The 14,818-nt window shown below is 63.3% G+C and carries 14 protein-coding genes; all 14 read left to right on the top strand.

The features are described 5' to 3' along the window. The first annotated feature begins 36 nt into the window (after positions 1-36). The 14 genes from SB725_RS15925 (at position 37) to SB725_RS15860 (ending at position 14,818) form a co-directional block, all read left to right on the top strand. The gene (locus SB725_RS15925) at positions 37-1,827 is read left to right on the top strand and encodes a thiamine pyrophosphate-requiring protein (protein ID WP_410922225.1); all 1,791 of its coding nucleotides are present in this window, start codon (positions 37-39) and stop codon (positions 1,825-1,827) included. Between the two features lie 188 nt (positions 1,828-2,015). Next, positions 2,016-2,672: a cytochrome c3 family protein gene (locus tag SB725_RS15920; protein WP_410922223.1), complete on the top strand. Its 657-nt coding sequence runs from the start codon at positions 2,016-2,018 to the stop codon at positions 2,670-2,672. After that, positions 2,669-5,566 carry a TAT-variant-translocated molybdopterin oxidoreductase gene (locus SB725_RS15915; RefSeq protein ID WP_410922222.1) on the top strand — a complete coding sequence of 966 codons (2,898 nt, stop codon included), beginning with the start codon at positions 2,669-2,671 and terminating at the stop codon, positions 5,564-5,566. The genes SB725_RS15920 and SB725_RS15915 overlap by 4 nt, the downstream gene beginning before the upstream one ends. Beyond that, positions 5,556-6,920 carry an NrfD/PsrC family molybdoenzyme membrane anchor subunit gene (gene nrfD, locus SB725_RS15910; RefSeq protein WP_410922220.1) on the top strand — a complete coding sequence of 455 codons (1,365 nt, stop codon included), beginning with the start codon at positions 5,556-5,558 and terminating at the stop codon, positions 6,918-6,920. The genes SB725_RS15915 and nrfD overlap by 11 nt, the downstream gene beginning before the upstream one ends. Next, positions 6,913-7,437 (top strand): DUF3341 domain-containing protein, encoded by a 525-nt coding sequence (locus SB725_RS15905; RefSeq protein ID WP_410922219.1) that lies wholly within the window; start codon positions 6,913-6,915, stop codon positions 7,435-7,437. Before nrfD ends, SB725_RS15905 begins: the two co-directional genes overlap by 8 nt. Beyond that, positions 7,434-7,967, top strand: a complete 534-nt coding sequence (locus SB725_RS15900) for a c-type cytochrome (RefSeq protein ID WP_410922217.1) — start codon at positions 7,434-7,436, stop codon at positions 7,965-7,967. Before SB725_RS15905 ends, SB725_RS15900 begins: the two co-directional genes overlap by 4 nt. Continuing rightward, complete coding sequence (locus SB725_RS15895) at positions 7,964-8,962, top strand: hypothetical protein (RefSeq protein WP_410922215.1); 999 nt, start codon at positions 7,964-7,966, stop codon at positions 8,960-8,962. The genes SB725_RS15900 and SB725_RS15895 overlap by 4 nt, the downstream gene beginning before the upstream one ends. Continuing rightward, entirely contained in the window at positions 8,952-9,338 is a 387-nt protein-coding gene (locus tag SB725_RS15890) for a hypothetical protein (protein WP_410922213.1), read from the top strand. The genes SB725_RS15895 and SB725_RS15890 overlap by 11 nt, the downstream gene beginning before the upstream one ends. Further along, positions 9,328-10,128: an SCO family protein gene (locus SB725_RS15885; RefSeq protein ID WP_410922211.1), complete on the top strand. Its 801-nt coding sequence runs from the start codon at positions 9,328-9,330 to the stop codon at positions 10,126-10,128. The genes SB725_RS15890 and SB725_RS15885 overlap by 11 nt, the downstream gene beginning before the upstream one ends. Further along, positions 10,125-11,069, top strand: a complete 945-nt coding sequence (coxB, locus tag SB725_RS15880) for a cytochrome c oxidase subunit II (protein WP_410922209.1) — start codon at positions 10,125-10,127, stop codon at positions 11,067-11,069. The genes SB725_RS15885 and coxB overlap by 4 nt, the downstream gene beginning before the upstream one ends. After that, complete coding sequence (locus tag SB725_RS15875; protein WP_410922207.1) at positions 11,066-12,664, top strand: cbb3-type cytochrome c oxidase subunit I; 1,599 nt, start codon at positions 11,066-11,068, stop codon at positions 12,662-12,664. Before coxB ends, SB725_RS15875 begins: the two co-directional genes overlap by 4 nt. Continuing rightward, positions 12,651-13,292, top strand: coding sequence for a cytochrome c oxidase subunit 3 (locus SB725_RS15870; protein WP_410922206.1), 642 nt, complete (start codon positions 12,651-12,653; stop codon positions 13,290-13,292). Before SB725_RS15875 ends, SB725_RS15870 begins: the two co-directional genes overlap by 14 nt. Position 13,293: 1 nt before the next feature. Then, positions 13,294-13,548 (top strand): hypothetical protein, encoded by a 255-nt coding sequence (locus tag SB725_RS15865; protein WP_410922205.1) that lies wholly within the window; start codon positions 13,294-13,296, stop codon positions 13,546-13,548. Positions 13,549-13,639: 91 nt separating this feature from the next. Then, a complete protein-coding gene (locus SB725_RS15860; protein WP_410922204.1) occupies positions 13,640-14,818 on the top strand; it encodes a carboxylate-amine ligase in 1,179 nt (392 codons plus the stop codon).

Below are 14,818 nucleotides of genomic sequence, written 5' to 3'. Positions count from 1 at the left end.
GCGATTATCGCCATCGGACTAGAGAAGAGGATCTTCATGACAATCACAGTCAGCGACTTTCTGGTAGAGCGACTCAGCCAATGGGGCGTTACGCGGATTTTTGGGTATCCGGGGGATGGCATCAATGGTGTATTCGGTGCGTTGAGCCGCGCTCAAGGAAAGATCGAATTCGTCCAGGCCCGGCATGAGGAGATGGCCGCCTTCATGGCGTCGGCCCATGCCAAATTCACCGGCGAACTGGGCGTGTGTATCGCGACCTCCGGCCCCGGCGCTTCGCACCTGATCACTGGGCTGTATGACGCACGCATGGATCACATGCCGGTGCTGGCGATCGTCGGCCAGCAGGCGCGCGCGGCGCTCGGCGGTCACTATCAACAGGAGCTGGATCTGCTGTCGATGTTCAAGGACGTCGCCGGGGCGTTCGTGCAGCAAGCCTCGGTGCCGGCGCAGGTTCGGCACCTGATCGACCGTGCGGTGCGCACCGCCATTGGCGAGCGGCGGGTGACGGCGCTGATCCTGCCCAACGACCTGCAGGAAGCCAATTACGAAGAACCGGGCAGGGCGCACGGCACGGTGCATTCCGGCGTCGGTTACAGCAAGCCAAAGGTGGTTCCCTACGAGGCCGATCTGCAGCGCGCCGCCGAGGTGCTGAATGCGGGTGAGAAAGTCGCCATCCTGATCGGTGCCGGCGCCTTGAACGCCACCGACCAAGTGATTGCCATAGCGGAAAAACTCGGCGCTGGAGTGGCCAAGGCGTTGTTGGGCAAGGCGGCCTTGCCCGACGATCTGCCCTGGGTCACGGGCAGCATCGGTCTGCTGGGCACTGAGCCCAGCTACAAGCTGATGATGGAATGCGACACCTTGCTGATGATCGGTTCCGGTTTTCCTTATTCCGAGTTCCTGCCCAAGGAAGGGCAGGCGCGGGGAGTCCAGATCGATTTGCAGCCCGACATGCTCAGCCTGCGTTATCCCATGGAGGTCAATCTGGTGGGCGACGCCGCTGAAACCCTCGCCGCGCTTGCACCTTTGTTGGTGCCGAAGACCTCACGCAAATGGCGCAAGAAGGTCGAAGGCTGGCGCAGCGCCTGGGACAAGACCCTGGAAAAACGCGCGCTGGCCAAAGCCGACCCGATCAACCCGCAGCGTGTGGTGTACGAACTGTCGCCGCGATTACCGGAGCTGGCCATCATCACCAGCGACTCGGGGTCTTGTGCCAACTGGTACGCCCGTGACCTGAAAATCCGCCGTGGCATGAAGTGCTCGCTGTCCGGCGGGCTGGCGTCCATGGGCGCCGCCGTGCCGTATGCGATTGCGGCAAAATTCGCCTACCCGCAACGTCCGGTGATCGCCTTGGTGGGCGATGGCGCGATGCAGATGAACAATATGGCCGAGCTGATCACCGTCGCCAAATATTGGCGGCGATGGGAAAGTCCGAAATGGATTTGCGCAGTGTTCAACAACGAAGACCTCAATCAGGTCACTTGGGAGCAACGGGTGATGGAAGGCGATCCCAAATTCGAAGCCTCGCAAAACGTTCCTGACGTCCCCTACCATTTGTTCGCCATTTCCATCGGCCTCAAGGGCATTTTCGTCGATCGCGAAGTCGACGTTGCCGCCGCCTGGGAGCAGGCACTGGCGTCGGACGTTCCGGTGCTGATCGAGTTCAAGACCGACCCCAATGTCCCGCCGCTGCCACCGCACATCAAACTGGAGCAGGCAAAGAAATTTGCCTCGACCTTGCTCAAGGGCGACCCGGACGAAGCCGGTGTGATCGTGCAAACCGCGAAGCAGGTGTTGGGCGCGGTGTTGCCTCGAAGCAAAAAGTGAAGTGTGGCAGCGAGCCTGTTCGCGAACGCGGCGTGTCAGAGGGTCAAGCGGTCGATTGATCCAACGCTTTTGCGAGCAGGCTCGCTCAAACCGAGGCGGTCGATGCTCTAATAAAATCGCTAAAAAATCAGAACTCCTGAGCGCAAACGTAGCCATAGCCATAAGAATCTGATTTCTGGAATCCGGCGATGGCGCAGATCTTCAGCCGCTCGGCCGATACCTGGCTGCGCCTGGGGCTGCTGATGCTGTTCGTCGGCCTCGCGGGAGGCTTGCTCGTGGTGTTGGCCCTGGACCGTTCCGATTATCGAACCGGCCGTAACTGGGTGGTCGAGCAGCCGCTGCCGTTCAGTCACGCGCATCATGCGGGCGAGTTGAAGATCGATTGCCGCTACTGTCACAGCTCGGTGGAGTCTTCGGCGATGGCCAGTCTGCCGCCCACCGAAACCTGCATGACCTGCCACTCGCAAATCTGGAAAAATGCCGACGTGCTTGAGCCGTTGCGCAAGAGCCTGCGCGAGCAACAGCCGTTGCATTGGCAGCATGTGGTTGAGCTGCCCGATTACGCGTACTTCCACCACGGCGTACACGTGAACGCCGGCGTCGGTTGCAGCGAATGCCACGGCGCAGTGGACCGCATGCAACTGCTGTTCAAGGCCGAACCGCTGAACATGGGGCAATGCCTGGCCTGTCATCGCGATCCGGCACCGCACCTGCGCCCGGTCGGGCAAGTCACCGCGCCGCAATGGCACACCGACGAAAATCGACGAGTGCTCGGTGAACGCTTGATGAAGGAACGGCACATCGACCCGCGAGGCTTGACCGACTGCGGGACCTGCCATCGATGAGCGCCCCCACCGTGGATTTTGCCGCCCTGCGCGAACACCTTGCCGGGCTCAAGGGCGCTGCGTACTGGCGCGGGCTCGAGGCGTTGGCGGCGACGCCCGAGGCACAGGCCTTGATCGAAGCGGAGTTTCCCGGTGCGGCTCCGCTGATCGACCGCCGACGTTTTTTGCAATTGATGGCGGCGTCCCTGGCCATGGCCGGCCTTGCGGCGTGCGGCAAAACCCCTGAGCAAGCCGTGCCCGCAGTCCGCCAGGCGCCGCAACTGACCCCCGGCATCGCGAGCTGGTACGCAACCGCCATCCCGTTTTGCGGAATCGCCCAACCGGTGCTGGGCAAGACCGTGGCCGGGCGGCCGATCAAACTCGAAGGCAATCCACAACACCCGATGTCCGCGGGTACTTGCGATGCCTTCACCCAGGCGGCGATCCTGCAGCTCTACGATCCGGACCGTTCTCAGGCGCCGCGCTTCAAGGGTCGGGAAACCAGTTGGGACGAGGTGCGCGGTGCGCTGGCCAGGCAACGGCTGATGCTGGACACCTCGCGGGGCAAAGGCCTGCACATCGTCTGCGGCGCCAGCAGTTCGCCGACCCTCGGGCGCCAACTCGACACTCTGCGTCGCCGCTGGCCCGAGGCGCGCTTGTATCACGCCGAGTCGTTTGCCGAGACCGAAGCCTTGCGCACCAGCGAGCGTGTATTCGGCCAGCCGTTGCAGGCCCGACGTTATCTGCAGAACGCCGAGGTGCTGGTTTGCCTGGAAGATGATCCGCTGGGCAGTGGCCCGCGGCAGACGCCGTTGCAACAGGGCTGGGCCGAACGCCGACGACAAGCGGCGCAAGGGCAGGGTGCGGCGTTGTCGTTCGTCGCTGAGAGCATTCCGACCCTGACCGGCGCTGCTGCGACGCATCGACTGGCGATAGCACCGTCGCGACTGCCTGACCTGACATTGGCGCTGAGTCGAGCATTGGGTGAGAACGTCGCCGACCAGCCGCGCCTGAGTGCGCGGCAGCTCGAATGGGTCGAGGCCGCCGCCACGGCGCTCAAGGCCCATCCCGGCCGCGGCCTGATCTGCGTTGGCATGCAAGCGGCGACGGATGTGCAAGCCCAGGTGATGCGGCTCAACCAGCGGTTGGGCGCGCATGGCCAGACACTGGACTGGCAGGCGCCGACGTTGCTGGGTTACGAACGCGGACAATTCTGGGCATCGCTGGAACAGTTGGCTCAGCAACTGGCCGCGGGCAATGTCAGCCAGTTATTGCTGCTCGATTGCAATCCGTTGCAGGCATCGGCACCCGAGCCGGGCCTTGAGGGCCTGATGCAGAAGGTGCCGTTCTGCCTGCACGCCGGGCTCTATTACGACGAAAGCGCCGCGCACTGTCATTGGCATGTGCCGCTCAACCACGCGCTCGACGGCTGGACCGACGTGCGCGCCGCGGACGGCAGCGCCTGCATTGTTCAGCCATTGATCGAGCCGATGTACTCGACCCGCACCCTCCACCAGTTGATCGAGTTGTTGCTGACGTCCGCCGACAGCGATGCCTTGAACCACGTCCGATCCACCTGGGCCCACGTTGCGCAAGACCAGTGGCGCCAGGCGTTGGCCGATGGCTGGATCGAAGCCGCTGCCCCGGCGATTGACGCCCCGGAGGCGGCGCCGGTGATGTTGAACCTGCCCGACTCCGAAGGCCTGGAAGCCGTGGTGCGTGCGGACCCTTGCGTGTGGGACGGCCGTTTCGCCAACCTGGGCTGGTTGCAGGAACTGCCCAAACCCATCAGCACCCTGACCTGGAGCAACGTGGTCGGCTTATCGCCACGGCTGGCGGAGCAGGTGGGGGTGCGCAATGGCGACGGCGTGGAGGTGGCGCTGCCGGGCCAACTGTTGCGCGGCGCGGCGTGGATCGAACCGGGGCAGGCCGATCAGGTGATCGCCTTGTATGCCGGGTACGGACGCAGTCATGCCGGACGGGTCGGCAACGGCCTGGGCTATGCGGTGCGGCCGATCCAGGCCGCGTCGGTGAGCGCGTCGGTGCGTTCCAATGGCGATCGCCATGCCCTGGCGTTCACTCAGGCTCATCATGCCTTGCCGGACGATGAGACGCCGCCGATTCGCGTGGTGCCGCGGGATCGGCCGCAGATTGCGGTGCAGCAGATTCCGGCGTCGCTCTACACGTCGGCTACTGACAGCGGCCCGCAATGGGGCATGGTCATCGACCTCGACCTGTGCACCGGCTGCAATGCCTGCGTCACGGCGTGTCAGGCGGAAAACAACATCGCGGTGGTCGGTGCCGAACAGGTCGCCAACGGGCGCAGCATGCACTGGCTGCGCATCGACCATTATTACCAAGGCTCGCTGGACGCACCGCGCTCGCGTTTTCAACCCTTGCCGTGCATGCATTGCGAACAGGCGCCGTGTGAAACCGGTTGCCCGGTGAATGCCACCGTGCACAGCCGCGATGGCCTGAACCAGATGGTCTACAACCGCTGCATCGGCACCCGCACCTGTGCGTCGTATTGCCCGTACAAGGTGCGGCGCTTCAATTGGCTGGACTGGAGCGCCAACGCCGCCCCGTCGATCCAGGCGCAGCGCAATCCAGAAGTGACTGTCCGTACCCGTGGCGTCATGGAGAAGTGCACTTATTGCACGCAACGCATCAGCGCCGCGCGCATCGACAGTAAGCAACGCGGCGTCGAGTTTGACACCACCACGGTGGTTACCGCGTGCCAGCAGACGTGCCCGAGTCAAGCCATCCGGTTTGGTGACATCGCCGATCCCGCCAGCCCCGTCAGCAACGCACGCCGTGATCCACGGCATTACCGTTTGCTCGAAGCCTTGGGCACGCGACCACGCACCAGCTATCTGGCGCGGATCGAGGACGGGGAGGGCAACGATGAAGCCTGAACCGCTGTTGCACGACACCGGGCATTTTCTGCCCGCGGACCTGAGCGACCAGCAGGTGTCGCGGCAGGTGTTCGGCCCCTTGCAGCAGTTTCCGCGGCGGGTGGCCTGGCGCTGGTTGTTCGGCATCGGCCTTGGTTTGCTGCTGATGTACCTGGCTTCCGCCACCGTGTTGCTGGCCAACGGCGTGGGCATGTGGGGCAACAATCAGCCGGTGCACTGGGGCTTCGGCATTCTCAATTACATCTGGTGGCTGGGCATCGGCCATGCCGGCACCTTCATCTCGGCACTGCTGTGGCTGATCGAGCGACCCTGGCGGCACAGCCTCAATCGCCTCGCGGAACTAATGACGCTGATGGCGGTGATCTGTGCCGCGCTGTACCCGATCCTGCACCTGGGGCGGCCATGGCTGTTCTACTGGACCATGCCGTACCCGAATGAAATGGGCCTGTGGCCGCAGTTCAAGAGCCCGACCGCCTGGGACATGTTTGCGATCCTGTCGTATCTGAGCGTATCGGTGATGTTCCTGCTGGTGGGGGCGATTCCGGATTTCGCCACGGCGCGGGACCGTGCCACGGGTGTGGTTGCACAACGTGTTTACGGCTTGATGGCGCTGGGCTGGCGTGGTTCGCAGCAGCACTGGGCGTTGTGGCGACAGACCACTCGCGTACTGGCGATGCTGGCAATCCCGTTGGTGTTCGCGGTGTCCAGCGGCTATTCTTTCCTGCTGACCATGGGCCTGCAAAGCGGCTGGCACTCGACGCTGTTTCCGCCGTACTTCGTGGCCGGCGCGGTGTTCTCCGGGTTTGCCTTGGTGGCGTTGCTCGCCATCGGCGTGCGCTGGCTGTTGCGCATCGAAGCGCTGATCACCCGGCGTCATCTGGACATGCTCGGTCGCCTGCTGCTGGCCACCGGTTTGATGACGGCCTACGGCTATCTGGCGGACCTGTTCATGCCGTTCTACGGCGGCGACGCCCACGAAATCGAGGTCTTGATGACGCGCCTGGCGGGGCCTCACGCCTGGAGTTTCTGGCTGGCCATCGTCTGCAACGTCGGCGTGCTCCAGGCGTTGTGGTGGCAATCGATGCGCCAGCGGCCGGGGACGTTGGCGGCGGTGGCGCTGGCGGTGCTGGTGGGCATGTGGGCCGAGCGGTTCATGTTGTTGATCCCGCCGCAGACCCGGGATTTCCTGGTCTCAGCGTGGGGCGGCTACACCCCGACGCTGTGGGACTGGACGCTGTTCTTCGGCAGCTTCGGCGTGTTCCTGGTGCCCTACAGCCTGTTCCTGCGGTACGTGCCGATGGTTTCGGCGTTCGAGGTCAAGCAAGCGTTGCACAAGGAGCGTGGTGATGCCTGAATCCCTGGGCTTGCTGGCCGAGTTCGACGCGCCGCAACCCTTGGTTGAGGCCAGTCTGCATGCGTGGGCGATGGGTTACCGGCAACTCGATGCGTTCGCGCCGTTTCCGCTGGAGGCGCTGCTGCCGCTGTTCGAACCCAGGGCGTCCAAGGTGCCGGGCATCGCGTGCTTCGGAGCATTGCTGGGCGTCGCGCTGGCGCTGCTGATGCAAATCGGCTCGGTCTTGAACTACCCGCTGAACGTCGGCGGGCGGCCGTTGATTGCCGTGCCGTCGCTGATGGTGGTGACGTTTCTGTTCGCCGTTGTCGGGGCGGCGGTGGCGGCTGTCCTGACGCTGCTGATCACCAGCCGTTTGCCGCGTTTGCATCACCCGCTGTTCGGCGCCCAGGCGTTTGAACGCGCCAGCGACGATGGGTTTTTTCTGTTTATCGAGGCCACCGATCCGCTGTTCGACGATCAGGTCACCCGCGCCTGGCTCGCCGAACGCGCGATCAGCGTGTACGAGGTGCAGCCATGAACGCCTGGCCTTGGGCCTTGCTCGTCGCGGTGTTGTGCAGCGGTTGCGATGATATGTCGCGCCAAGCCAAGGTTCAGGAACAACGCCCCGGCGCCTTGTTTGCCAACAGTTTGAGCAGTCGTCTGCCTCCCGATGGCACCGTCGCCCGCGGGCAGCTGGCGCGCGAAGCGATGGTGCGGCAGCGTCCGCCAATGACCGAGGCACTGCTCGATCGCGGCGAGGCGGGTTATCAGACATTTTGCACGCCGTGTCATGGCCTGAGTGGACGGGGCGATGGTCTGGTGGTCGGTCGTGGTTTTCCGGCACCGCCACCCTTGACCGAAGCGCGTTTGCTCAATGCCTCCGATGCTCAACTGATGGAGGTAATCGCCCACGGCAAAGGCTTGATGTACGGCTACGAATCGCGCATCCCGCCGGCCGAGCGCTGGGCCATCGTCGCCCATGTGCGCGTGTTGCAATTGAGTCAGCACGCTCCGCTGGACGATTTGCCCGGCTCGGTGCGACAGGCGTTCGACGAGGGCGCTCCATGAAGCGTCTGACCGCAGCCTTCGCCATTGGCGCCGGCGTCGTCGTGCTGCTCGGACTCTGGCAACCGGCCGGGCTCGGCGTCGGCGCGTTGGCCGCCGCGATCAACGGCAGCAACATCGTGTTCGGCTGTTTGTTGCTGGCGCTGCTCACGCCCTTGATCAAAGGCCGCTGGCAAGTGTTGCTGACACCGGGCAGTCGATTAGGGGGCAGCGCGGTGGTGTGGTTATTGCCAATGCTGCTGCCGGTGTTATTTGCCATGGCGTGGGTGTATCCGTGGTTCGCGGTCGAGGGTTCCGGATTTCGCGGGGTGTGGTTGTCGCCATGGTTCTTTGTGCTGCGCACTGTGCTGTACGCTGGCGTTGCCCTGATTCTGCAACGCTGGGCGCCCCGGCGCTGTGGACCGGGGCTGATTGTTTACGCACTGGTCGCCAGCCTCGCGGCGGTCGACTGGTTGATGTCGTTGCAGCCGGGGTTTGCCTCCAGCATTTTTGGTTTGCTGTTGATAGCGCGGCAACTGCTCGAGGGCCTGGCGTTCGCCGGTCTCTGCGTGCTGTGCTGGAACCTCGTGCCGCTGCCCGCGCCACAGTGTCAGGTGCTGCGAGGATTGCTGGTCAGCGCGCTGGCCTTCTGGGCGTACGTACACTTCATGCAGTACCTGATCATCTGGTCGGTGAACCTTGAGCACGAAACCCAGTGGTATCGCGTGCGCGAAGTGGGCGCGTGGGGTGGGGTCAGCGCGGTGCTGGTAGCGGGGCAGTTGGCGTGTCTGCTGGCGCTGGCTTCGCCGTGGGGTGGTCGACCTAGGGTGTTGGTCTGGGGTTGTGTGGCTATCCTGTTGCTGGGGACGCTGGAGTCGATCTGGCTCAGTCTGCCAGCGCTATTTCCGGACGCGTCGCTCGGCGCCGGTGTCGTGGCGCTGTTCTGTCAGGGCGTCTACGGCATCGGTCTGTGGACCTGGTGGCAATGGCGGTGGCAAAGGAGGCTCCATGAAACCTGAACAGCCGCTCGGTCATGAACCGAATCGGCTCGACAGTCGCAAAGTCGGCGGGTTCGTGGCGCTGCTGCTGGCCGCCATTGCGTTGTGCCTGACCGGCGTGGCCTGGCTGCTCAATGGTTATCAGCAGCACGCGGCGTCACAGCAGCCACCCTTGAGTGCTCTCGAACGGGAACGTCTGCTGCCGCCAGCTCCACGCCTGCAATCCCAACCGCGCCAGGACGGCGAACGGCAGCTTGCTGTCGAGCGCATTCATCTCGACAGCTTCGGTTGGGTCGACCGCGACCACCGCGTCGTCCACCTGCCACTGGAACAGGCGCGGGCAATCCTGCTGGAACGGGGATGGCCAACCCCCGAGGACGTGCCCAATGAACCTTGAACGGGTTGCGCTGGTGCTGGCATTGCTGTGGCTGATGACGCTGCAGCACAGCGTTGCGCAGGCGTTCGACCCGTTCAGCGCCGCCGGCATCGACCCGGCGCGGGTCGGCGAGCATCTGGCGCTGGACACTCGGTTTATCGATCAGCGCGACCGTCCGGTTCGTCTGGGCGACCTGTTGAACGGTCAGCCAACGCTCCTGGTTCCGTTGTATTACCGCTGCCCGAATGTCTGTGGCGCGGCGCTTTCGACGCTGTTCAGCCAACTGGCCAATCAGCCTTACCGGATCGGCCGCGACTTTCAGGTGATCGCCTTCAGTTTCGATCCGCGGGAAGACGCCACGGCCGCCCGGGAGGAGCTGGCCAAACTGAGCCAGCACTGGCCGGCGCTGACCAACGAATCGGGCCTGCATTTGCTCAGCGGCGATGCGGCGGCCAGTCAAACCTTGGCTGGTTCGATCGGGTTTGGCTACCGCTATGACCAACAACAGCAGCAATACGCCCACAGTTCCGCCGTCGCCGTGGTGACCGGCGACGGGCGTCTGTCGCGCTGGCTCTACGGCCTCGGCTATCAGGCCGATGATTTGCGCCTGGCGTTGACCGAAGCCGGGCAGGGCAAGTTGGGTGCGCTCAAGGAGCAGCTTCTGCTGCTGTGTTATCACTACGATCCGCAGAGCGGCACTTACAACAGCCGGATCGTCCTGATGCTGCAAGTGGCTGGGGTGACCACCGTGCTGGCGCTGGGCCTGTTCATTCTGTTGGCGCTGCGCCGCGAACGCCGGAGGCTGTCATGAACGAGCGCTTCCTGCATTTGTGGCCCGAGCAGGCCTCGGATTACGCAGTCTCGGTCGATTGGCTGGTGATCGGTTTCACCGCGATGATGGCGTTGTTCGTGGTGCCGGTGTTCGTGGCGTTGTGGATCTTCATCTGGCGTTATCGACGCGGGAAAAAGGCCGATCGCGATCACCGGCCGCAGAGCAATCTGCCGATCGAGCTGGCGTGGATTATCCTGCCGTTCATTGGCTCGCTGGTGATCTTCCTGTTTTCGGCGCGCCTGTTCTTTTTCGCCCGCACGCCACCGGCCGATGCCCTGGAAGTACAGGTCACCGCGCGCCAGTGGATGTGGAAATTCCAGCACCAGGGCGGGCAGCGCGAGATCAACACCTTGCACGTCCCGGCGCGGCGCCCGGTGAAGCTGACGATGATTTCCGAGGACGTGATCCACAGCCTGTTTTTCCCCAGCCTGCGCATCAAGCAGGACGTGCTGCCGGGGCGCTACAGCATGCTCTGGTTTCAGGCCGAACACAGCGGCACCTATCAGGTGTACTGCGCCGAATACTGCGGCACCGACCATGCCGCGATGCTCGCCCGGCTGGTGGTGCTCGACCCCGGTGATTACGAGCACTGGCTGCAGGACAACGGCAGCGCCGCCGACCTGATCAGCCAGGGCCAGGACTTGTACCGCCAGTACGGCTGTGGCAGCTGCCATGAGTCCGGTAGCGCACCGCCCCTGGCCGGAGTGTTCAACCGCCCGGTGCGCTTGAGTGACGGCAGCGAGGTCGTGGCCGACGACGCCTACCTGCGCGACAGCATCCTGCTGCCACAGAAACAGTTAGTGGCGGGTTACCTGCCGGTCATGCCGACCTACAGCAATCTATTGGACGAAGAAGCCGTGCAGCGCCTGGTGGCTTACTTGCGTTCATTGCCTGCCACCGCCTTCGGGGATTCGAAATGAGCTCACCCAGTTATCTACACCGGCAAGGCTTGCTGTCGTGGTTCCTGACCCGTGACCACAAGCGCATCGCCGTGCTGTACATGATCACCGTGACCTTCTTTTTCTTCGTCGGCGGGTTGGCGGCAAGCCTGATCCGCATCGAACTGGTGACGCCCAACGGCGACTTGCTGACCGCCGACGGCTACAACCGTGCGTTCACCTTGCACGGGGTGATCATGGTCTGGTTCTTCTTGATCCCGTCGATTCCCAGCGTGTTCGGCAACTTCCTGGTGCCGATCATGATCGGCGCCCGGGACATGGCGTTCCCACGCCTGAACCTGTTCAGCTGGTACCTGCTGCTGGGTGGCGGGTTGTTCACCTTGCTGGCGCTGTTGCTCGGCGGGGTCGACACCGGCTGGACCTTCTACACGCCGCTGTCGACGATGTTCAGCAACGGCCACGTGGTGGCGGTGATCTGCGGCGTGTTCATCGCCGGGTTTTCTTCGATCTTCACCGGTATCAACATCATCGTCACCGTGCACACGTTGCGCGCGCCGGGCATGACCTGGATGCGCCTGCCGCTGTTCATCTGGGCGATGTACGCGACCTCGATCATTCTGGTGCTGGCCACGCCGGTGCTGGCGATCACCTTGTTGCTGGTGGCCGCCGAGCACCTGTTCAACATCGGCGTGTTCGATCCGCGACTGGGCGGCGATCCGCTGCTGTTCCAGCACCTGTTCTGGTTCTACAGCCATCCGGCGGTGTACATCATGATCCTGCCGGCGATGGGCGTGGTCAGCGAGCTGATCACAGCGGCCGGGCACAAACGGATCTTCGGTTATCGCTTTGTCGCCTGGTCCAGCGTGGCGATTGCGGTGATCGGTTTCCTGGTCTGGGGTCATCACATGTTCGTCGCCGGGCAGTCGATGTACGCCAGCCTGGTGTTTTCGCTCTTGAGCTTTCTGGTGTCGATTCCCTCGGCGATCAAGGCCTACAACTGGAGCGCGACGCTGTACAAGAGCGACCTGACGCTGCACGCGCCATTTCTGTTTGCCCTGACCTTTATCGGGCTGTTCATCGTCGGCGGGGTGACCGGGTTGTTCCTGGCGCTGCTCGCCGCCGATCTGCATGCCCATGACACCTACTTCGTGGTCGCACACTTTCACTACATCATGGTCGGCGCGGCGGTGGCCGGGTACTTCGGCGCGCTGCATTTCTGGTGGCCGAAAATCACCGGGCGTATGTACTCGCAGCTATGGGGGAAAATCACCGCGGTGCTGATTTTCTGCGGCTTCAACCTGACGTTTTTTCCGCAGTTTTTGCTGGGTTACCTGGGCATGCCCCGGCGCTATCACAGCTATGACCCGGACCTGCAATTCCTCAACGTGCTGTCTTCGGCCGGGGCTTCTATTCTGGCGCTGGCGTATGCCTTGCCATTTTTCTACCTGCTCGGTTCCCTGCGGTGGGGCGAGCGGGCACCGATGAATCCGTGGGAGGCGGCCGGGCTGGAATGGCGCGTGCCGTCGCCACCGCCGGTGCACAATTTCGATGCGCCGGTGACCGTGGACTTCGAAGCCTACGATTACTCCCCGGAGGCGCGCCGTGATCCGCTCTGAGCAAAGGCCATCCGAACCGTTCGTAGCCTGGGCGCAACAGCGTGAGGCGGCACAGCTGGGCATGTGGCTGTTCCTCGCCGGTGAAGCGATGATGTTCGGCAGCCTGATCCTGGTGGCGTGGTTCTACCGGTTGCAGCATCCCGACGGCGTCGCCGAAGCCGTGGCGGGTTTGCACTTCGGCTTGGCGACACTCAACACCTTCACTCTGTTGACCAGCAGTTTGCTGATGACCCTGGCGCTGACCGCCAGTGAGCAGGCGAGTGAGCGGCGTCTGCGTCACTGCCTGATGGGCGCAACGTTGTTGGCTGCGCTGTTCCTGGCCTGCAAGGGCCTTGAATACTCGCTGGAATACCGCGAAGGCTTGCTACCCGGTTTCGCGGCGGATTCACCGCTGCACCTGCCCTCGGCGCGCTTGTTCATGAACCTGTATTTCATTGCCACGGCGCTGCATGGTGTGCACGTCTTGATCGCCGTGGGGTTAGGGCTTTGGCTTTACTTGGGATTCGCACGGGGTCGGCTGCAAGGACATCAGGCCAGCACGCGTCTGGAAATGGTCATCCTGTACTGGCACCTGGTGGACGGGATCTGGGTGTTGCTGTTTCCGACGCTTTACCTGGTGGGGCGCTGATATGACCCCGGTGAATGCGCTGAAAGTCTATGCCGGCCTGCTGTTGTTGCTGGCCGTGGAAGTGCTGGTCGCGTTGTTCTGGCCGCAGCACGACAGCGTGGTCATGCTCGCCGCCGCTGGCCAGTTTCTGTTGCTGCTGGTGTTTTACCTGGGCCTTTATCGTCATCAGGGATGGGTGCGGTTGTTTGGCTGGCTGTATCTGTTCTGGCTGCTGGTGATGCTGGTGTTTATTCTCGGCGAGTCTGCGACCCGCTGAATCAAGCGCCTCCGGTCGGCCCTCATGAACCGATGCCTGAACCCGTTGATCCACCGAGTAAGGTCGCTACGCGGACGCACGGAGGGCTTCGATGGACCTACAGCTGAAATTCGGCATTGAAGAGGAATACTTCATCACCGACCTGAGCACTCGGCGCATGGCGGCGCAGCCACCCGGCGCGGTGATCGAAGCGTGCCAGGCTGCGCTGGGGCCATGCTTTGCCTATGAAATGTTCCAGGGCCAGATCGAAGTCCCGTCTCCGGTATTTACCCGCATTCCAGAAGCCGCGCAGTACCTGGCGACGGTTCGCCGGACGTTGCGTCAAATCCTTGAACCTTATGACCTTGGCCTGCTCAGTGTCGGCAGCCACCCGATGGCGGATTGGCGACTGCAGCAGCCCACGAGGCAAGATCATTTTCTGCAGCTGTTCGAGGACTACCAGCGCGTCGCCCGGCGCAGCCTACTGTCGGGTCTGCACGTGCATGTAGAAGTGCCGGGTCACCTGGATCGCATCCGCGTGATGAACGAGGTCTTGCCGTGGACGCCGTTGCTGTTGGCCCTCAGCAGTTCTTCGCCGTTCTGGGACGGCGCCGACAGCGGTTTCAACAGTTACCGGCAAACCGCCTGTGATGAGTGGCCGCGAATGGGCATTCCCGAGTACCTGGAGGATCAAAAAGCCTACGACGCCTACCTCGCGCTGCTGATCCAGACCGGCACGATCCGCCAGGCCGGCGATTGCTGGTGGGGCGTGCGTCCGGCTGCCAGGTACCCGACCCTGGAATTGCGCATGACCGACGCCTGCCCACGCCTGGATGACAGCGTGTGCATCGCTTCTTTTTTTCGCCTCCTGGTGGCCGATGCCATTGCGCAAACGAACCCCGGCGCTGGGTATTCGCAAGCCTCCCAGTGGATACTCAAAGAGAATCGTTGGCGGGCGAAGCGCTACGGGATTCATGCCTCGTTCATTATCGAGGGTTACGACCGGCCGTTCACCCTGGAGCAGTGGCTGTTTAAGGCAGAGCAGGTCTTGGGTGAGACGGCGCGAAGGCTCGGGGTCGAGTCGGTTTTTGCCCGGATCAGGCAATGGCTTCTGCACGGCACGAGCGCACAGCGGCAGCGTGAGGCCTATCAGTGCGGGTTGAGCCGGGGCGAGGGCGTCGAAACGGCGCTCTCGCACGTGGTGGATCAGTTAATGGCGGAAACGGCGCAGGAACCCGGATTCTTTCAAGGCGAACTCCACAACCCACCTTGCACAACCCGTATTGCGTAA

Source organism: Pseudomonas sp. SIMBA_041, from assembly GCF_046535095.1.
Taxonomy (GTDB): Bacteria; Pseudomonadota; Gammaproteobacteria; order Pseudomonadales; family Pseudomonadaceae; genus Aquipseudomonas; species Aquipseudomonas mucoides.
This window is presented reverse-complemented; position numbering and strand designations above follow the sequence as displayed.

Excerpts from the sequence above, each read along its gene's own strand:
- SB725_RS15925 (WP_410922225.1), top strand. The coding sequence starts at position 37 with ATGACAATCACAGTCAGCGACTTTCTGGTAGAGCGACTCAGCCAATGG.
- SB725_RS15920 (WP_410922223.1), top strand. The coding sequence starts at position 2,016 with ATGGCGCAGATCTTCAGCCGCTCGGCCGATACCTGGCTGCGCCTGGGG.
- SB725_RS15915 (WP_410922222.1), top strand. The coding sequence starts at position 2,669 with ATGAGCGCCCCCACCGTGGATTTTGCCGCCCTGCGCGAACACCTTGCC.
- nrfD (WP_410922220.1), top strand. The coding sequence starts at position 5,556 with ATGAAGCCTGAACCGCTGTTGCACGACACCGGGCATTTTCTGCCCGCG.
- SB725_RS15905 (WP_410922219.1), top strand. The coding sequence starts at position 6,913 with ATGCCTGAATCCCTGGGCTTGCTGGCCGAGTTCGACGCGCCGCAACCC.
- SB725_RS15900 (WP_410922217.1), top strand. The coding sequence starts at position 7,434 with ATGAACGCCTGGCCTTGGGCCTTGCTCGTCGCGGTGTTGTGCAGCGGT.
- SB725_RS15895 (WP_410922215.1), top strand. The coding sequence starts at position 7,964 with ATGAAGCGTCTGACCGCAGCCTTCGCCATTGGCGCCGGCGTCGTCGTG.
- SB725_RS15890 (WP_410922213.1), top strand. The coding sequence starts at position 8,952 with ATGAAACCTGAACAGCCGCTCGGTCATGAACCGAATCGGCTCGACAGT.
- SB725_RS15885 (WP_410922211.1), top strand. The coding sequence starts at position 9,328 with ATGAACCTTGAACGGGTTGCGCTGGTGCTGGCATTGCTGTGGCTGATG.
- coxB (WP_410922209.1), top strand. The coding sequence starts at position 10,125 with ATGAACGAGCGCTTCCTGCATTTGTGGCCCGAGCAGGCCTCGGATTAC.
- SB725_RS15875 (WP_410922207.1), top strand. The coding sequence starts at position 11,066 with ATGAGCTCACCCAGTTATCTACACCGGCAAGGCTTGCTGTCGTGGTTC.
- SB725_RS15865 (WP_410922205.1), top strand. The coding sequence starts at position 13,294 with ATGACCCCGGTGAATGCGCTGAAAGTCTATGCCGGCCTGCTGTTGTTG.
- SB725_RS15860 (WP_410922204.1), top strand. The coding sequence starts at position 13,640 with ATGGACCTACAGCTGAAATTCGGCATTGAAGAGGAATACTTCATCACC.